General features: G+C 70.7%; 15 protein-coding genes. 10 read left to right on the forward strand and 5 right to left on the reverse strand.

Going from position 1 to position 15,344, the window contains the following annotated elements; translation table 11 throughout:
- Positions 1-56: 56 nt before the first annotated feature.
- Entirely contained in the window at positions 57-623 is a 567-nt protein-coding gene (locus tag ACFYWM_RS35475; RefSeq protein ID WP_389923129.1) for a murein hydrolase activator EnvC family protein, read from the reverse strand.
- Positions 624-684: 61 nt separating this feature from the next.
- Here ACFYWM_RS35475 and ACFYWM_RS35480 point away from each other — a divergent pair, with 61 nt between their 5' ends.
- Positions 685-2,055, forward strand: coding sequence for a CoA transferase (locus ACFYWM_RS35480; RefSeq protein WP_389923132.1), 1,371 nt, complete (start codon positions 685-687; stop codon positions 2,053-2,055).
- 243 nt (positions 2,056-2,298) lie between these two features.
- Here ACFYWM_RS35480 and ACFYWM_RS35485 read toward each other — a convergent pair whose 3' ends face one another.
- Complete coding sequence (locus tag ACFYWM_RS35485) at positions 2,299-3,615, reverse strand: MFS transporter (RefSeq protein WP_389923135.1); 1,317 nt, start codon at positions 3,613-3,615, stop codon at positions 2,299-2,301.
- Between the two features lie 118 nt (positions 3,616-3,733).
- Between ACFYWM_RS35485 and ACFYWM_RS35490 the strand changes: the two genes are divergently transcribed.
- From ACFYWM_RS35490 to ACFYWM_RS35515, 6 genes are all read left to right on the forward strand, one after another.
- Positions 3,734-4,354, forward strand: coding sequence for an ArsR/SmtB family transcription factor (locus ACFYWM_RS35490; protein ID WP_389923138.1), 621 nt, complete (start codon positions 3,734-3,736; stop codon positions 4,352-4,354).
- A gap of 227 nt (positions 4,355-4,581) precedes the next feature.
- Positions 4,582-5,520 carry a 30S ribosomal protein S2 gene (gene rpsB / locus ACFYWM_RS35495; RefSeq protein WP_389923141.1) on the forward strand — a complete coding sequence of 313 codons (939 nt, stop codon included), beginning with the start codon at positions 4,582-4,584 and terminating at the stop codon, positions 5,518-5,520.
- Positions 5,521-5,634: 114 nt separating this feature from the next.
- Positions 5,635-6,468 carry a translation elongation factor Ts gene (tsf, locus tag ACFYWM_RS35500; RefSeq protein WP_389923143.1) on the forward strand — a complete coding sequence of 278 codons (834 nt, stop codon included), beginning with the start codon at positions 5,635-5,637 and terminating at the stop codon, positions 6,466-6,468.
- A 50-nt stretch (positions 6,469-6,518) separates the two neighbouring features.
- On the forward strand, positions 6,519-7,286 hold the full coding sequence (gene pyrH, locus ACFYWM_RS35505; protein ID WP_386160956.1) for a UMP kinase: 768 nt from the start codon (positions 6,519-6,521) through the stop codon (positions 7,284-7,286).
- A gap of 420 nt (positions 7,287-7,706) precedes the next feature.
- Complete coding sequence (gene frr, locus ACFYWM_RS35510) at positions 7,707-8,264, forward strand: ribosome recycling factor (protein WP_389923147.1); 558 nt, start codon at positions 7,707-7,709, stop codon at positions 8,262-8,264.
- A gap of 71 nt (positions 8,265-8,335) precedes the next feature.
- Positions 8,336-9,205: a phosphatidate cytidylyltransferase gene (locus ACFYWM_RS35515; RefSeq protein ID WP_389923150.1), complete on the forward strand. Its 870-nt coding sequence runs from the start codon at positions 8,336-8,338 to the stop codon at positions 9,203-9,205.
- Between the two features lie 16 nt (positions 9,206-9,221).
- Here ACFYWM_RS35515 and ACFYWM_RS35520 read toward each other — a convergent pair whose 3' ends face one another.
- Positions 9,222-10,313 (reverse strand): suppressor of fused domain protein, encoded by a 1,092-nt coding sequence (locus tag ACFYWM_RS35520; protein WP_389923153.1) that lies wholly within the window; start codon positions 10,311-10,313, stop codon positions 9,222-9,224.
- A gap of 72 nt (positions 10,314-10,385) precedes the next feature.
- On the opposite strand from ACFYWM_RS35520, the gene rlmN reads away from it, so the two are divergent.
- From rlmN to ACFYWM_RS35535, 3 genes are all read left to right on the forward strand, one after another.
- Entirely contained in the window at positions 10,386-11,510 is a 1,125-nt protein-coding gene (gene rlmN, locus ACFYWM_RS35525) for a 23S rRNA (adenine(2503)-C(2))-methyltransferase RlmN (RefSeq protein WP_362680458.1), read from the forward strand.
- A gap of 354 nt (positions 11,511-11,864) precedes the next feature.
- Positions 11,865-13,142: an ATP-binding protein gene (locus ACFYWM_RS35530; RefSeq protein WP_389923156.1), complete on the forward strand. Its 1,278-nt coding sequence runs from the start codon at positions 11,865-11,867 to the stop codon at positions 13,140-13,142.
- A gap of 41 nt (positions 13,143-13,183) precedes the next feature.
- Positions 13,184-13,882 (forward strand): class I SAM-dependent methyltransferase, encoded by a 699-nt coding sequence (locus ACFYWM_RS35535; RefSeq protein ID WP_389923159.1) that lies wholly within the window; start codon positions 13,184-13,186, stop codon positions 13,880-13,882.
- On the opposite strand, the gene ACFYWM_RS35540 is transcribed toward ACFYWM_RS35535, so the two are convergent.
- Both ACFYWM_RS35540 and ACFYWM_RS35545 read right to left on the reverse strand, forming a co-directional pair.
- Positions 13,845-14,516 (reverse strand): hypothetical protein, encoded by a 672-nt coding sequence (locus ACFYWM_RS35540; RefSeq protein WP_389923162.1) that lies wholly within the window; start codon positions 14,514-14,516, stop codon positions 13,845-13,847. The genes ACFYWM_RS35535 and ACFYWM_RS35540 overlap by 38 nt on opposite strands.
- Entirely contained in the window at positions 14,513-15,244 is a 732-nt protein-coding gene (locus tag ACFYWM_RS35545; RefSeq protein ID WP_389923164.1) for an ATP-binding cassette domain-containing protein, read from the reverse strand. The genes ACFYWM_RS35540 and ACFYWM_RS35545 overlap by 4 nt, the downstream gene beginning before the upstream one ends.
- Positions 15,245-15,344: the final 100 nt, after the last annotated feature.

Consider the following 15,344-nt stretch of genomic DNA (forward strand, 5'->3'; position numbering starts at 1 on the left):
CGCGAGGTCGGAGCGGGTCAAAGGGCGGAGAGGGCCGCGCGAGTGGAGGGGGCGGGTCATGGGGTGGGCCGGGAGGCCGGGGTCGGGGCGGGCCACAGGGGGAGGAGGCGGACCTGGCCGTGGCCCAGGAGGAGCAGAGGGTCGAGGTAGGCGCGGTCGCGGAGCAGGCCCCAGTGCAGGCAGGCGGCAGGACAGTGGCCGGGGACGTCCTGCAGGGTGCCGATCACCTCGCCGGCTGCCACCGCCTGCCCGCGCCGCACCGAGGGCTGAACGGGCAGGTAGGTCGTCCGCAGGCCGCCGGGGTGGATCACGGTCACCACGCCCCGGTTCGCGAGCGGCCCGGCGTAGCCGACCGTTCCCGCTCCCGCGGCGCGCACCTCGGCTCCGGGAGACGCGGCGAGGTCGGCGCCCCGGTGACCGGCCAGCCAGGGTTGTGCCGGCGGCGCGAAGCCCCTGAGCACCTGTGGCCGCCCCGCGAGTGGCCAGTCCCAGCGAGCGGAGGGGCCGGTCACGGTGGTCGGGTGCGCGAGGGCGGTCGTGTGGTGGGCGCCCGCTGCCGCCGGTGTGGCCAGGATCAGCGAGCCAAGCAGGGCTCGCAGCCCCGCGCTGTGTACGGACCTCATGCCTGTGAGCATGAGGACCCGTGACGGGTGAGGTCGGGGCCGAATGGGATTCTGTGGACAGGTGGGCAGGGAGGATCACGTGGTCGAGGAGCGTGTTCGCGAGCTGGGTGCGGAGCTGGGCGTCGAGTTGCCGCCGCTCCGGGTGAGCGGGGACGATCCGGTGCTGCCCTCCGTCTTCCGGGTGGGCACCGCCTCCGCCGTCGCCGTGGGTGCCGCCACCGCGGCGGCAGCGGCGCTGAGGGGAGGCGGGAGCCGGGCCGCGGTGGACGTGCGGGAGGCGGCGATCGCCTTCCTGGACGAGCGCCGCTTCAGGATCGACGGAGTGGCCGTGGATCCGTGGGCTCCCCTCTCCGGTGACTACCGCACCTCGGACGGCTGGGTCCGGCTGCACTGCAACTTCGACCATCACCGTGACGCGGCCCTCGCGGCGCTGGGACTGCCCGCCGGTACGGGCAGGGAGGCCGTCGGACGCGCCTGTGCGGGGCGTACCGCCGTCGGGGTCGAGGAGGCGGTGACGGGCGCGGGAGGGTGCGCGGCGGCCATGCGCGACCGCGCCGGATGGCGTGAGCACCCGCAGTCCCGGGCGGTCGCGGCGTCGCCGCTCGTCCACCTGACCAGGATCGGCGATTCCGGCGGCCTGAGGACCGGTGCTCCGAGAGGCGGGGGAGGGCGGGTGCTCGACGGGGTGCGGGTGCTCGACCTGACCAGGGTGATCGCCGGGCCGGTGGCGACCCGCACGCTGGCCGCCCACGGGGCCCAGGTGCTCAGGGTGGGCGCCCGGCACCTTCCCGAGGTGCCGGGGCTGGTGATCGGCACCGCGTTCGGCAAGCGGTCCTGCCGGCTTGACCTGAGGACTCCGGCGGGGAGCGCCGCGCTGCGCGACCTGGTGGCGGAGGCCGACGTGCTCGTGCAGTCCTACCGGCCGGGTGCCCTCGAAGCGCTGGGGTTCGGTCCCCGGAGACTGGCCGGGATCAGGCCCGGAATCGTGTGCGTCGACATCTCGGCGTACGGGACGGAGGGGCCCTGGGCGGGCAGGCGCGGGTTCGACAGCCTGGTGCAGATGGTGTCCGGTATCGCCCACGAAGGTGGAGACGGGTCGCGGCCGCACCCGCTGCCCGCCCAGGTCCTCGACCACGCCACCGGCCACCTGGCAGCCTTCGGCGCGATGGCCGCCCTGCTCCGCCGATCCACCGAGGGGGGATCCTGGCGGGTGGAGCTCTCCCTGGCCAGGACCGCGCGATGGCTGGACGACCTCGGCCGGGTCGGCGGAGCGGCCACACCGGAGCCCGACGTCACCGGCATGATCGAGGAGATGGACAGCGCCTTCGGCCGCCTGACCTACCTCCGGCCGCCCGGCACCGTCGACGGTGTGTCACCGTACTGGTCGAGCCCGCCTCCGGGGCAGGGCGAACACCCGCCCTCCTGGTGGTGAGGCCCTTCCACGACCCCTCCCCGAGGGCTTCCCGGGAATCCCCGAGTGCCTCCCGTGCCCGCTCCCCGAGTGCCTCCCGCTCCCCGAGTGCCTCCCGCTCCCCGAGTGCCTCCCGCGAATCCCTGAAAGCCTCCCGGCATTCCCGAGTGCCTCCCGCGAACGGCCTCACCGTGGGCACACCCCTGGTGCGGGCTTACCTGTCGTGCGGGTGTGCCCGTGCGGGCAGGAGTGGCCCGTACGGGGTCATGGGGTCGGGGCGGCCTCGTCACAGGCGGAGGCAGGGGCAGGAGCAGAGACAGGGACAGGGACAGGGACAGGGACAGAGGAGTGGCGCAGGGGGGAGAGCCAGATCCACACGATCGTGGTCAGGACCCCGGCCGCGGAGATCCAGAACACCGGGCGCAGCCCGAGCAGCTCGCCCGCCAGGCCGCCCGCGAGACCGCCGAGGGTGAGAACCCCCTGGACCATGAACGACTGCGTGGCGTTGACCCGGCCGCGTAGCCCGGCGGGGGTCTCGCGCAGGGTGATGGCACCCATGCAGACGGCGAAGGCCACGACGGCCACCCCGGAGGTCACCGCGCTGGCGGCCAGGAGCAGGAAGCTGCGCCACACCGGTCCCGAGGCGAGCGCGGCGACCGCGAAGTCGACGGGGAAGAGCAGCGCGGAGCAGGCCAGCACCCGGTTCTCGCCGAACCGCCGCGTCAGGCGCGAGACGAGGGCCGCCCCGAGCAGGCCGCCGACGCCGAAGAAGGCGGTGATGGCGCCGACCAGCCCCGCGGGCAGGCCGACCACGGTGAGCGCGTAGATCACGAACAGCGCCATGTACACGCTGCCGAAGAAGTTGATCGTGATCCCGGCGGCGCAGAGCGCGCGGAGCACCGGATGCCGGGCCACCGTGCCCAGACCCTCGCGGATCTCGGTCCACATGCCGCGCGGAGCGGCGGGCGTGTGGCTCTCCGGCGCCTTGATCGATCTGATCAGGAACGCCGAGGCCAGGAACGACACCGCGTCGACCAGGAGCGCGAACGGGGCCGTGATCAGATGGACGAGCAGTCCGGCCAGGCCCGGTCCCGCGACGGTCGCCACCGCGAAGGCCGACTGGAAGCCCGCGAGCGCCTCGGTCCGCTGGCTCTCGTGGATCACCGTGGCCAGGTGCGGGAAGTTGACCGCCCGGAAGATCACTGTGCAGGTGCCGACGACGAACGCCACCGCGACCAGCCACGGCACACTGAGCACCCCGGTGATCCAGGCGACCGGGATCGTGGCCATGGCGACGGCCGAGACGGTGTCGCAGGCGACCATGACCGGCCGGTGCCGCCTCAGCCGGTCGGCGAAGGCCCCCGCCTGGAGCCCGATCAGCAGGTAGGGCAGCGAGGTCGCGGCGGTGAGCACGCCCATCTGGGCCGGGGAGGCGCCGAGCAGGACGGCGGCGGTCAGCGGCACCGCGAGCCGGGAGACCTCGGTGCCGGTCTCGGTGACGGCACGGGCGGAGAGCAGGAGCCGGTAGTCACGCTGCTTCCTGAGAGGCACCGGCTTGATCGAGGAGGACCCGGACGTCATAGGGATCGGCACCTCTCCGTCTCCCGGTGATTCTGAAGGGAATGCTTCATAACTATGAAGATAACCCTTCATAGTTATGAAGGCAATGCTTCATATGTGGAGTGGGTACGGTCTGCACATGACCGAGGCACCGAGGCGCAAATCCCTCACCGACCCCACGGCGATGCGCGCGCTGGCGCACCCCGCGAGGCTCGCGATCCTGAACCGGCTCCAGGCCGAGGGGCCCTGCACCGCGACCGAGGTCGCCGAGGTCGTCGGGGTCACGCCCAGCGCGGCCAGCTACCACCTGCGCATGCTCGCCAAGTACGGATTCGTCGAGGACGCGCCCGCGCGCGACGACGGCCGCGGTGACGGCAGGGAGCGCCTGTGGCGCTCCGGCGCCGGCGGGTTCAGCGTCAGCCCCGAGCCTGAAGACGGCCCGGACGTGCGCAGTGCCAAGGAATTCCTGATCAAGGCGTTCCGGGAGCAGGCGGCGGACGAGGCGAACAGGGCGTTGGAGAACCTCGAACGGGAGTCGCGCGAGTGGCGCGAGGCCGCGATGTTCAACCGCGCCGTCCTGCTGGTCGACGCCGACGAGCTGAAGGCGCTGAACGAGCGGATCGACGAGCTGCTCGCCCCCTACAAGACCACCGTGAGAGACCGCGAGGACGCCCCGCCCGGGGCCAGGGTCTCCGAGGCGCAGGTCAGTCTCTTCCCCCGTGCCCGGCGCCGGCCGCACGGCCTTCCACGCGACGTGTAAGGGCCGCCTGACGCCCGAAGGTCGGGAAGAGGCGCGGTTGCGGGTACACTTTTGGAGGCCTGTGAGTCACGGGCCGACTTCGCATGCCCCGTCAAGAACCGGGGTCCCTCGGTCCGGGCGAGAGCCCGGCTGGATCCTGTTCGGGGCATCAGGGCGACAGCCGCAGGCTGTCGCGGCCAACCGAGAACAGCGCCCAGGGATGGGCGCCCCGATCTGGAGGACAATCAATGTCCACCCCCGTCGTCACCATGCGACAGCTGCTGGAAAGCGGCGTGCACTTCGGCCACCAGACCCGTCGCTGGAACCCGAAGATGAAGCGCTTCATCTTCACCGAGCGCAACGGCATCTACATCATCGACCTCCAGAAGTCGCTGGCCTTCATCGACAGGGCCTACGACTTCGTCAAGGAGACCGTCGCGCACGGCGGCACGATCATGTTCATCGGCACGAAGAAGCAGGCCCAGGAGGCCATCGCCGAGCAGGCCGCCCGCGTCGGCATGCCGTACGTCAACCAGCGCTGGCTGGGTGGCATGCTCACCAACTTCTCCACCGTGCACAAGAGGCTCCAGCGCCTGAAGGAGCTGGAGGAGCTCGACTTCGACAACGTGGCCGCCTCGGGGCTCACGAAGAAGGAGCTCCTCATGCGCCGCCGCGAGAAGGAGAAGCTCGAGCGCACCCTCGGCGGCATCCGGGACATGTCCCGGATCCCCAGCGCCGTGTGGGTCGTCGACACCAAGAAGGAGCACATCGGGATCAGCGAGGCCCGCAAGCTTCACATCCCGGTGGTCGCCATCCTCGACACCAACTGCGACCCCGACGAGGTCGACTACCCGATCCCGGGTAACGACGACGCCATCCGCGCCGTCGGCCTGCTGACCCGCGTCGTCGCCGACGCCGTCGCCGCCGGTCTCATGGCCCGCGCCGGCGCCAACCGCGGCGACGACAAGCCGGCCGTCGCCGGTGGCGCCGAGCCGCTGGCCGAGTGGGAGCAGGAGCTGCTCGCGGGCGGTGCCGACAGCGCCCCGGCCGCCGAGACCACCGAGGCCGAGGCCGCGGAGGCCCCCGCCGAGGCTCCTGCCGAGGCCGAGGTCGCGAAGACCGAGACCGCCGAGGCGACGGACGCTCCCGCCGCCGAGGACGAGTCCGCCGAGAAGACCGAGAAGTAGGCCCAGGTCACTCCGTACGGCCCCGGCCGTACGACCCGCAAGACCCTTCCGGGTGGGTGCCGCTCAGTCGGGGGCACCCACCCGATCCACGACGATTCCCACGAGGAAAAGACAATGGCTTCCGTGAACATGGCCGACGTCAAGCGGCTTCGTGAGCTGACCGCCGCCGGCATGATGGACTGCAAGAAGGCTCTCGAGTCTTCCGAGGGCGACTTCGACCGCGCGGTCGAGATCCTCCGCCTCAAGGGCGCCAAGGACGTCGGCAAGCGTGAGGCCCGCACCGCCTCCAACGGCCTGGTCGCCCTGAAGCAGGACGGCGACTCCGCCGCCGCGCTGCTGGAGCTCAACTGCGAGACCGACTTCGTCGCCAAGGGCGAGCGTTTCCAGGAGCTCGCGGGCCAGGTGGTCGACCACATCCTGGCCACCAAGCCGTCCGACGTGCCCTCGCTGCTCGACTCCGAGCTCGACGGCAAGAGCGTCAAGGCGCACCTCGACGAGGCCAACGCCGCGCTCGGTGAGAAGATCGAGATCCGCAGGTTCTCCGTGCTCGAGGGCGGCTTCATCGGCGCCTACATGCACAAGACCGACCCCCAGCTTCCCCCGGCGGTCGGCGTGCTCGTGCAGCTCGACTCCCCGAACGCCGACGTCGCCAAGGACATCGCGCAGCACGCCGCCGCGATGGCGCCGAAGTACCTCAGCCCCGCCGAGGTCCCGGCCGACGTCATCGAGAAGGAGCGCGCGCTCTTCGAGGAGATGACCCGCGAGGAGGGCAAGCCCGAGGCCGCCATCGGCAAGATCGTCGACGGCCGGATCAACGGCTGGTACAAGGACTTCACCCTCCTTGAGCAGTCCTTCGTCAAGGACAACAAGAAGTCGGTCGCGAAGTTCGCGGACGAGAATGGTGTCAAGGTCCAGGCCTTCGTCCGTTTCAAGGTCGGCCAGGCCTAATCCCTGACATCCGCTCTTCAAGCAGAGCACCAAACGAGGAGGCCGCCGCCGTGCAGGAGAATCCAGGACCCGCTACGCCGGCGGTTTCTTCGTACTCGGACCCGCTCCGCTGGAAGCGGGTGATGTTGAAGCTGTCCGGTGAGGCGTTCGCCGGAGGCGAGCCGCTGGGCATCGACCCGGGCGTCGTGGGCCATCTCGCCGACTCGATCGCCGAGGCCGTCCGCGGTGGCGTGCAGGTGTCGGTCGTGGTGGGCGGCGGCAACATGTTCCGGGGCGCCGCCCTGTCCGAGCGCGGCATGGACCGCGCGAGGGCCGACTACATGGGCATGCTCGGCACGGTCATCAACTGCCTGGCCCTCCAGGACTTCCTGGAGAAGCGGGGCATCGACACCCGGGTCCAGACGGCGATCACCATGCAGCAGGTCGCCGAGCCGTTCCTGCCCCGCCGTGCCATCCGCCACCTGGAGAAGGGCCGCGTGGTCATCTTCGGGGCGGGGCTCGGCTCGCCGTTCTTCTCCACCGACACCTGCGCCGCCCAGCGAGCGCTGGAGATCGGCGCGGAGGCGCTGCTCAAGGGCACCCAGGTGGACGGCGTCTACGACGCCGACCCCCGCAAGAACCCCGACGCCGTCCGGTTCGACCACCTCGAATACGGTGAGGTGCTGACCAGGGGCCTCGGGGTCATGGACGCCACCGCCATCAGCCTGTGCATGGACAACAGCCTGCCCATCGTGGTCTTCGACCTCATGGGCGAGGGCAACATCCTGCGGGCGGTACGCGGTGAGAAGATCGGCACACTGGTGAGCCCGGCACGGTGATCGGGCCGGTACGGTGACCGGGCGGGATGGTCACCGGACCGGACGGGCACCGAACCAGATGGTCACCAAGCCGGATAGGCGCCGGGCCGGCTCGATGACAGGGCCGATACGGCAACGGGAGCGAGCCCGACGTAGCGAGTGGAGTGGTACGTGAGGTACGAGCGTCCCGCGAAGCGAGTGAGGAGCGGTGAGCGACCAGAGAACGGGGAGCGAGCCCGACGTAGCGAGTGGAGTGGTACGCGAGGTAGAAGCGTCCCGCGAAGCGAGTGAGGAGCGGTGAGCGACCGGAAGACAGGATGCGAACCTGACGTAGCGAGCCGAACGGTACGCGACCGTGGCGGTCCAGGGCGGACCTCCGGCGTGATGGCGTCCCGCGAAGTGCGTGAGGATGGGGAGTGACCGAGAAGACAGGGAGCCGCTGTGATCGACGAAACCCTCCTCGAAGCCGAGGAAAAGATGGACAAGGCCGTGTCGGTGGCGAAGGAAGACTTCGCGGCCATCCGCACGGGTCGTGTCACCCCGTCGATGTTCAACAAGATCAGCGCTGAGTACTACGGGACGCCCACCCCCATTCAGCAACTCGCCTCGTTCCACGTGCCCGAGGCGCGCATGGTCATCATCCAGCCCTTCGACAAGAGCTCGATGGCCGCGATCGAGAAGGCGATCCGCAACTCGGACCTTGGTGTGAACCCCGGTAACGACGGTGCTGTGATTCGCGTGGCCTTCCCCGAGCTGTCGGAGGAGCGCCGCAAGGAGTACATCAAGGTCGCCCGGAACAAGGCGGAGCACTCCAAGGTCTCCATTCGCAACATCCGTCGCAACGCCAAGGAGACCTTGGACAAGCTGATCAAGGATGGCGAGGCCGGGGAGGACGAGGTGCGCCGGGCGGAGAAGGAGCTCGACGACCTCACCCAGAAGCATGTCGCCAAGATTGACGAGCTGCTCAAGCACAAGGAATCCGAGCTGCTCGAGGTCTGAACCACGATCCTTGTCCCGTGCGGGCCGTGTGAGCCGTCGCCGTCCGTACGGGGCAAGGATTTTGTGCAGGTATGAAAGTAGGACCCCCTGTGGAACCCGTGGCGGGCAGTAGCCGTACCGGCCGGAACCTCCCCGTCGCAGTGGCGGTGGGGCTCGCCCTGGCGGTGGTCATCATCGCCTCCCTCTATTTCGTGAAGGTGCTCTTCCTCGCCGTGGTGATCGCGGCGGTGGGCATCGGAGTGACGGAACTGGTCCGGTCGTTCGAGGCCAGGGGCATCACCGTCCCGCTCGTGCCGGTCCTGGCGGGCATGACCGCCATGCTGGTCGGCGCCTACTGGGGCGGTGAGGTGACCGGCTCGGCCTGGGGCGGGACCGCCTGGCTGGTCGGCGTCTTCGCGATGACCGTGCTCGTGCTGATGATCTGGCGGATGTTCCAGGGCACCGAGAACTACGTCCGCGACATCACCGCGACCATCCTGGTCGTCGTCTACCCCTCCCTGCTCGCCGGGTTCGTGGCGCTGTTGCTCGCCGACCCCGACCAGGGCCCGGACCGGGTGGTCGTCTTCATCGCCACCACCGCCGCCAGCGACATCGGCGGATACTTCGCCGGGATCTCCCTCGGCAGGCACAAGATGGCCCCGGTGATCAGCCCGAAGAAGACCTGGGAGGGCTTCGCCGGGTCGGCGCTGGCCTGCATGGCGGTGGGCGGCTGGCTGGTGGCGTGGCTGCTGAAGGACGACATCTGGAAGGGCGTCCTCATCGGCGCGGTCGTGGTGGTCTTCGCCACGCTCGGCGACCTGGTCGAGTCGGTGATCAAACGCGACCTCGGCGTCAAGGACATGGGCAGCGTGCTTCCCGGCCACGGAGGCATGATGGACCGCCTCGACTCCATGGTGGCCGCGCTGATCCCGGTCTGGGTGCTGCTCACCCTGCTGGTCTGACCGTTCGGGTACGGGGTCAGCTTGCCCGGGTGAGCCGGGTCGCGGACAGGCGCGGGAGCACCGCCCGGTAGCCCTCGGCCGAGACCAGGCTCAGCTCGTCCGGGGTGATCGGGACGAGCCAGAGCCACTGCACGGAGTCGCCGCCGAAGGAGAAGCCCGACAGGTCGGGCAGTCCGGGCAGCCCGGTCAGCATCATGACGCCGCCGTAGGCGGAGCCGAGCGGGAAGGTCTCGGGCCGGTGGTACCACTTGGCGGTGTGGCCGTGGCCCAGCCAGGTGACCGAGTGCCAGGGATACTGCCCCAGCCACAGGAACAGCCGGGCCGCGTCGCGGGCGTCGCCCAGGGAGGCGACGGCGAGCTCCACCCGGGCGTAGGCGTCGGGCCGGTCGATGTACTGCTCGACGGTGGGCATCCGCTGGCAGCTCATCCCGACCGTGGACAGGATCGTGTGCTCCCTGTCGCGCTCCGGGGGGCGTTCGGTGATGCCCACCGCGGGCATCCGCTCGCCTCCGGCGTCCCAGAACCTGCCCGCACCGCCGACCCTGCGGTCCAGGTGGCCCATCACGAACTGCTGGAACGTGGCCCAGGAGCCGTCCCCGCCGCGCCACTCCCAGTAGGCGCGGGCCTTGGCGATCCGGGAGGCCAGGCCCTCGTGGGCCTCCTCCAGGGACCAGGCGAACGGGGACTCGCCGAGCGCGTCGCGGGAGTAGCCGGGCATTCCCCGGCTCATGTCCGCCCATCCCGGAATGACCGCGAGCAACTCGTCGTTCTCGTACAGGGCGACGCCGTCGCCCTCCTCGAACCACAGCGCCCGCAGCGCGCCCAGGGGGCCCCTGCCGCCGGGGTGGCGGGTGTTCGCCCTCGGGGCCATCGGCGGCAGTTCGGAGTTCAGGCGATCGGGGTCGATCCCGTCCGGGGCCGGGCGGTGGTTGGCCAGCCAGACGGCTCCGTGCACCGTTCCCCCCGGCCCGCACAGGTAAGCTACCGAGGAAGTCTCGTCGCGTTCGACCACCAGGGTGCGGCTTCCATAGGGATTGACGTCGGTGAGCACGACCTCGACGCCGTCTCCCCGCTCTCCCGCGGGGCCCGTGGGGCGGTTTGTCGCCATACCCCCGGACTCTAGATCACTGTCGGGCACCGCTTCGAGCATTCGCGTAACCGTTGAGAGAAGGCGTTGGACTTGTCGACCGTCAGCCCGTCCGGGACCCCCGTACCCGGCCAGCTCACCTTCGTGGCGCCGCGCCGGGCCAAGCCCGCCCGCCACCTGGCCGACCTGACCATGGCCGAGCGCCGGGCGGTCGTCGCCGAGCTGGGCGAGAAGCCGTTCCGCGCCGACCAGCTCTCCCGGCACTACTTCGAGAAGTTCAACGGCGACCCCGAGCTGATGACAGACCTCCCGGCCGCGGCCAGGGAGAAGTTCGCCACCGCGCTGTTCCCCAGCCTGCTGACCTCGGTCAGGGAGATGACCACCGACGCGGGCACCACCCGCAAGACGCTGTGGCGGCTCTTCGACGGCGCGCTCGTCGAGTCGGTCCTCATGCGCTACAGCGACCGTACGACCATGTGCGTGTCCTCGCAGGCCGGGTGTGGCATGAACTGCCCGTTCTGTGCCACCGGCCAGGCGGGTCTCACCCGTAACATGACCACCGCCGAGATCGTCGAGCAGGTCGTCGCCGGGGCCCGCGCGCTCGCGGCCGGTGACGTCCCCGGCGGTCCCGGGCGGGTCAGCAACGTGGTCTTCATGGGCATGGGCGAGCCGCTGGCCAACTACAAGGCCGTGATCGGCGCCGTCCGCCGCATGGTCGAGCCCGCCCCCGACGGCCTGGGCATCTCCGCCCGCGGCGTCACCGTCTCCACGGTCGGCCTGGTCCCCGCGATCGGCAAGCTCGCGGCCGAGGGCCTGCCGGTGACGCTCGCCCTCTCGCTGCACGCGCCCGACGACGAGCTCCGCGACACGCTGGTGCCGATCAACACCCGCTGGAAGGTCGCCGAGGTCCTCGACGCGGCCTGGGACTACGCGGCCAGGACCAAGCGCCGGGTCTCCATCGAGTACGCGCTGATCAAGGACATCAACGACCAGGAGTGGCGCGCGGACCTGCTCGGCAAGCTGATCAAGAACAAGCTGGTGCACGTCAACCTGATCCCGCTCAACCCGACCCCGGGTTCGAAGTGGACCGCCTCCCGCCCCGAGGACGAGCGGGCCTTCGTCCGGCGCCTGGAGTATCACGGCGTGCCGGTGACGGTCCGCGACACCCGCGGCCGCGAGATCGACGGCGCCTGCGGCCAGCTCGCCGCCGCCGAGTAGCCTCCCGCCCTCACCGTACGGCTGCGCCCCCGAGGCGCCGACCGCCGCCCCGAGGTGCTCACCCGGGGCGGCGGTCCCCGCCGACCCCACCCTCCCGCCGCGACGCCGACCGGCCTGTCCTGTCCTGTCCCCTCGGCGTTCCCCAGGTGTGATCATGTTCACCGTGACCGGACAGCGACCATCTCGGCACGTCGGCGGGGTGCCCTGTCAGCGATCGAGCGGCCAATCAACCACAGGACCAGCGGCCATCCTGTCAGCAACCTGGCGACCAATCCACCACCACATCGGCGACCATTCCGTCAGCAACCAAGCGGCCATCCTGTCATCGGGCCTTGGTTGTGGCATGCTCACCCCATGGTCAGCGGCTCACAGACTCCTCTCGGCAGGGTCGTTCCACGGCGTGCGGAAAGACTCGTCGAGGAGGCCCTGACCGATACCCGCGTCACCCTCGTCACGGGGGCACGCCAGTGCGGCAAGAGCACCCTGGTCCGGCTTCTCGCCAAGGGACGCGCCGGAGAGTGGCGCAACCTCGACACTCCCGCCGCCCGCCAGGCCGCGCTCGCCGACCCCGCCGGCTTCGTGGACTTCCCCGAGCTCATGGTCATCGACGAGATCCAGCGAGCTCCCGAGTTGCTGCTCGCGATCAAGGAACAGGTGGACACCGACCCGAGGCCCGGCCGATACCTGCTGACGGGATCGGCGCGAGTGCTCGGGCTCCGGGGACTTCCCGACGCGCTGCCCGGCCGGATGGAGACCATCGAGCTGTGGCCCTTCTCGCAGGGCGAGATCGACGGCACGGCCGACGGGTTCGTGGACGCGGTCTTCGCCGAGCCTGAAAGCCTTCACCACACCTCCGAGGTCAGCCGCGCCGAATATGCGGAACGCCTGGTTCGAGGCGGATTTCCGGAGGCGGTCTCACGTCCGGACATCCGCAGACGGGAGCGGTTTCTCGACTCGTATATCGCGGATCTCATCGCGCGTGACGTGAGCCAGCTGGCGGAGATCGAGCGGACGGCGGAGATGCGTGCCCTGATCCGGCTGCTGGCCGCCCGATCGGGCCAGTTGCTGGTGCCCGGATCCCTGAGCAACGGGATCGGGCTCTCCGCGACCACGGTCCAGCGTTACCTCGGCCTGCTGGAAGAGGTCTTCCTGATCAAGCGGATTCCCGCCTGGTCACGCAACCTCGGCAGCCGCGCGATCGGGACGCCCAAGATGGCCTTCGTCGATTCCGGGGTCGCGGCCAACCTCCTGGGAGCCGACTCCAGGAGCCTGGTGCGTCCCGAGGGTGCCTTTGGTCCACTTCTGGAGGGCTTCGTCCTCATGGAGCTGGCCCGTCAGCTCACCTGGTCGGACGAACGCGTGGAGCTGTTCCATTACCGGACCAAGGACAAGGTGAAGGTCGACGCCGTCCTGGAGAATCGCCAGGGGCGCGTGGCCGGCGTGGAGGTGAAGGCGTCGTCGACGGTGCGACCGGACGACTTCAAGGGGCTACGGCACCTGGCGGCCCGGCTCGGCGACGATTTCGCGGTGGGGATCGTCCTCTACACGGGCACGCAGACGCTTCCGTTCGGTGATCGCATGCGTGCCATGCCGGTGAGCGCCCTCTGGGAGGTCGCCGCTCCGCACGGGTGACCGTTCGACGGTCGCCGGCGCCGGGGGCTACTGTCGCGGGCATGATCGGACACGATGCCCTCGACGCCACCCGCGAGGCCTACGACGCCGCCGCCCTCACCTACGCGCAGCTGTTCAGCGACGCGCTGCGTGACAGCCCCCTGGACCGCGCGATCCTGGGGGCCTTCGCCGAGGTCGTGAGTACGGGTGGGGGCGGTCAGGTCGCGGACCTGGGGTGTGGGCCCGGCTACGTCACCGCTCATCTGGACGGGCTGGGGCTGGAGGCGTTCGGGGTCGACGCCTCTCCCGCGATGGTCGAGCTGGCTCGGCAGGCCTGTCCGGGCCTGCGGTTCGAGGTGGGCTCGATGGCCGCGCTGGACATCGCCGACGGCGTGCTGGGCGGCGTGCTCTCGCGGTGGTCCATCATCCACACCCCGCCGGAGGAACTCCCCGCCATCCTGGCGGAGTTCCGTCGTGTGCTGGCGCCTGGCGGCCACCTTCTGATCGGCTTCTCGGCGAGCGAGGATCCGTCCCACCCGACGCAGGTCTTCGATCACGCGGTCGCGCCGGCCTATCGGTGGTGGCCCGATCACCTCGCCGCGATGCTGAGCGGGTACGGGCTGGCCGAGGTGGCCCGGATGGTCCGCGAGCCCCAGCCGACCGACCGGCGGCAGTTCAAGGGGGTCCACCTGCTCGCCCGCAAAGCCCAGGCGGGGGCGCCCCTCAGGGGTTCAGGCGGCGGAGGCGTGCGTACAGGGTGAGGCTCGCGGCGGTCCAGAAGAGGGTGGCGGCGGAGATGGGGAGCGCGACGGTGTCGAGCAGGCCGGCGTTGGCGGCGCGCATCCAAGGCATGATCGGCACCGAGAGGCGGCCCACCGGGGTGAGACTGATCAGCAGCAGGGCGAGATAGCCGCCGAAGAGGGCGAGCATCGAGACGGCGGGGGAGGCCAGGATCGGGCGGCTGGTCAGGGCGCCCAGGGCCGTTCCCGCGCTCACCCCGAGCACGTGCAGCACGATGCCGAGCGTCAGGTCGGCGGGGGCGGGCATGGCCGCGAAGCCGTGGAGCAGCGGGAGCCCGACCGCGATCGCCGCCAGGCCGAGGTTGACGGCCAGCGCGGCGAGCAGCCCGGCCCCGATCTCCCTGCCGGGCCGCCCGGCGGCGGTCATGGAGATCAGCCGCTGGGTCGGGGGTTCGGTGTCGAGCAGCCCCCGGGCGGCCCAGGCGAAGACGAGGATCAGCAACCCGGCCGAGTCGGCGTACGCGGGCAGCTCCTTGCCGGGCGGGGTCAGCGTGGAGTAGAAGATGGTCAGCATCACGAAGAGCCCGATCATCGGCTGGAGCAGCCGGTGCGACCGGGCGTAGGCGGCGAGCTTGAAGCGTACGAGGTGGATCATGATGACCGCCTGGTGAGGTAGCCGTCGGCGCGGAGCTTCTGTTCCACCTCGTCGGCGTCGTCCGCGTCCACGACGACCTCGATGACCACCCGCGCGGGCGTCTCGCGGGGGGCGTCCCCGGAGGGGGAGACCGCGACCCTGCCGTCCGCGACGAGCCAGTGGTCGGCGCCGGGGTGGTCCTGGAGCTGCTTCTGGTGGTCGCTGACCACGACCGTGCCGCCGCGTGCGGCGATCTCCTCGATGATCACGGGAAGTTCGACGCGGGTCTGTTCGTCGAGCCCGGCGAAGGGCTCGTCGAGGATCAGCAGGTCCGGCGGGGCCAGCAGCGACTGGATGAGCCCCACCTTCTGCGCGCTGCCCTTGGACAGGTCGCCGAGCGGCTGGTCGAGCAGGTGGGTCGCGTTCAGCCGCGCCGCCAGGTCTCCGGCGGCGGAGGCGGGGGAGGGGAGGCCGCGGATCCTGGACATGTGCGCCAGGTAGGCGGCGACGGTGAACGGCTGGTCCACGGGGAACACGTCGGGGGCGTAGCCGACGACGCCCGGCCGGTCGGAGATCGAGCCCCGGGACGGGGGGACGAAGCCCGCCATCAGGCGGAGCAGCGTCGACTTTCCCGCGCCGTTGCGGCCGGTGACCTCGACGACGGAGCCGGGACGGAGGGTGAGCTCGACGTCCCGCAGGATCCAGGGGCCGCGCCGCGAGTATCGGAAGGACACCGTGGAGAGCCGCATAAGCCGCAACCCTACCGTGATCATCCGAGTCGCCGTCCTTCGCTTCGTCGCTGGTCGCTGGTCGCTGGTCGCTGGTCGCTGGTCGCTGGTCGTCGCTCGT

The sequence above is a fragment of the Streptosporangium sp. NPDC002721 genome, assembly GCF_042888905.1.
In the GTDB taxonomy this organism is placed as follows: domain Bacteria; phylum Actinomycetota; class Actinomycetes; order Streptosporangiales; family Streptosporangiaceae; genus Streptosporangium.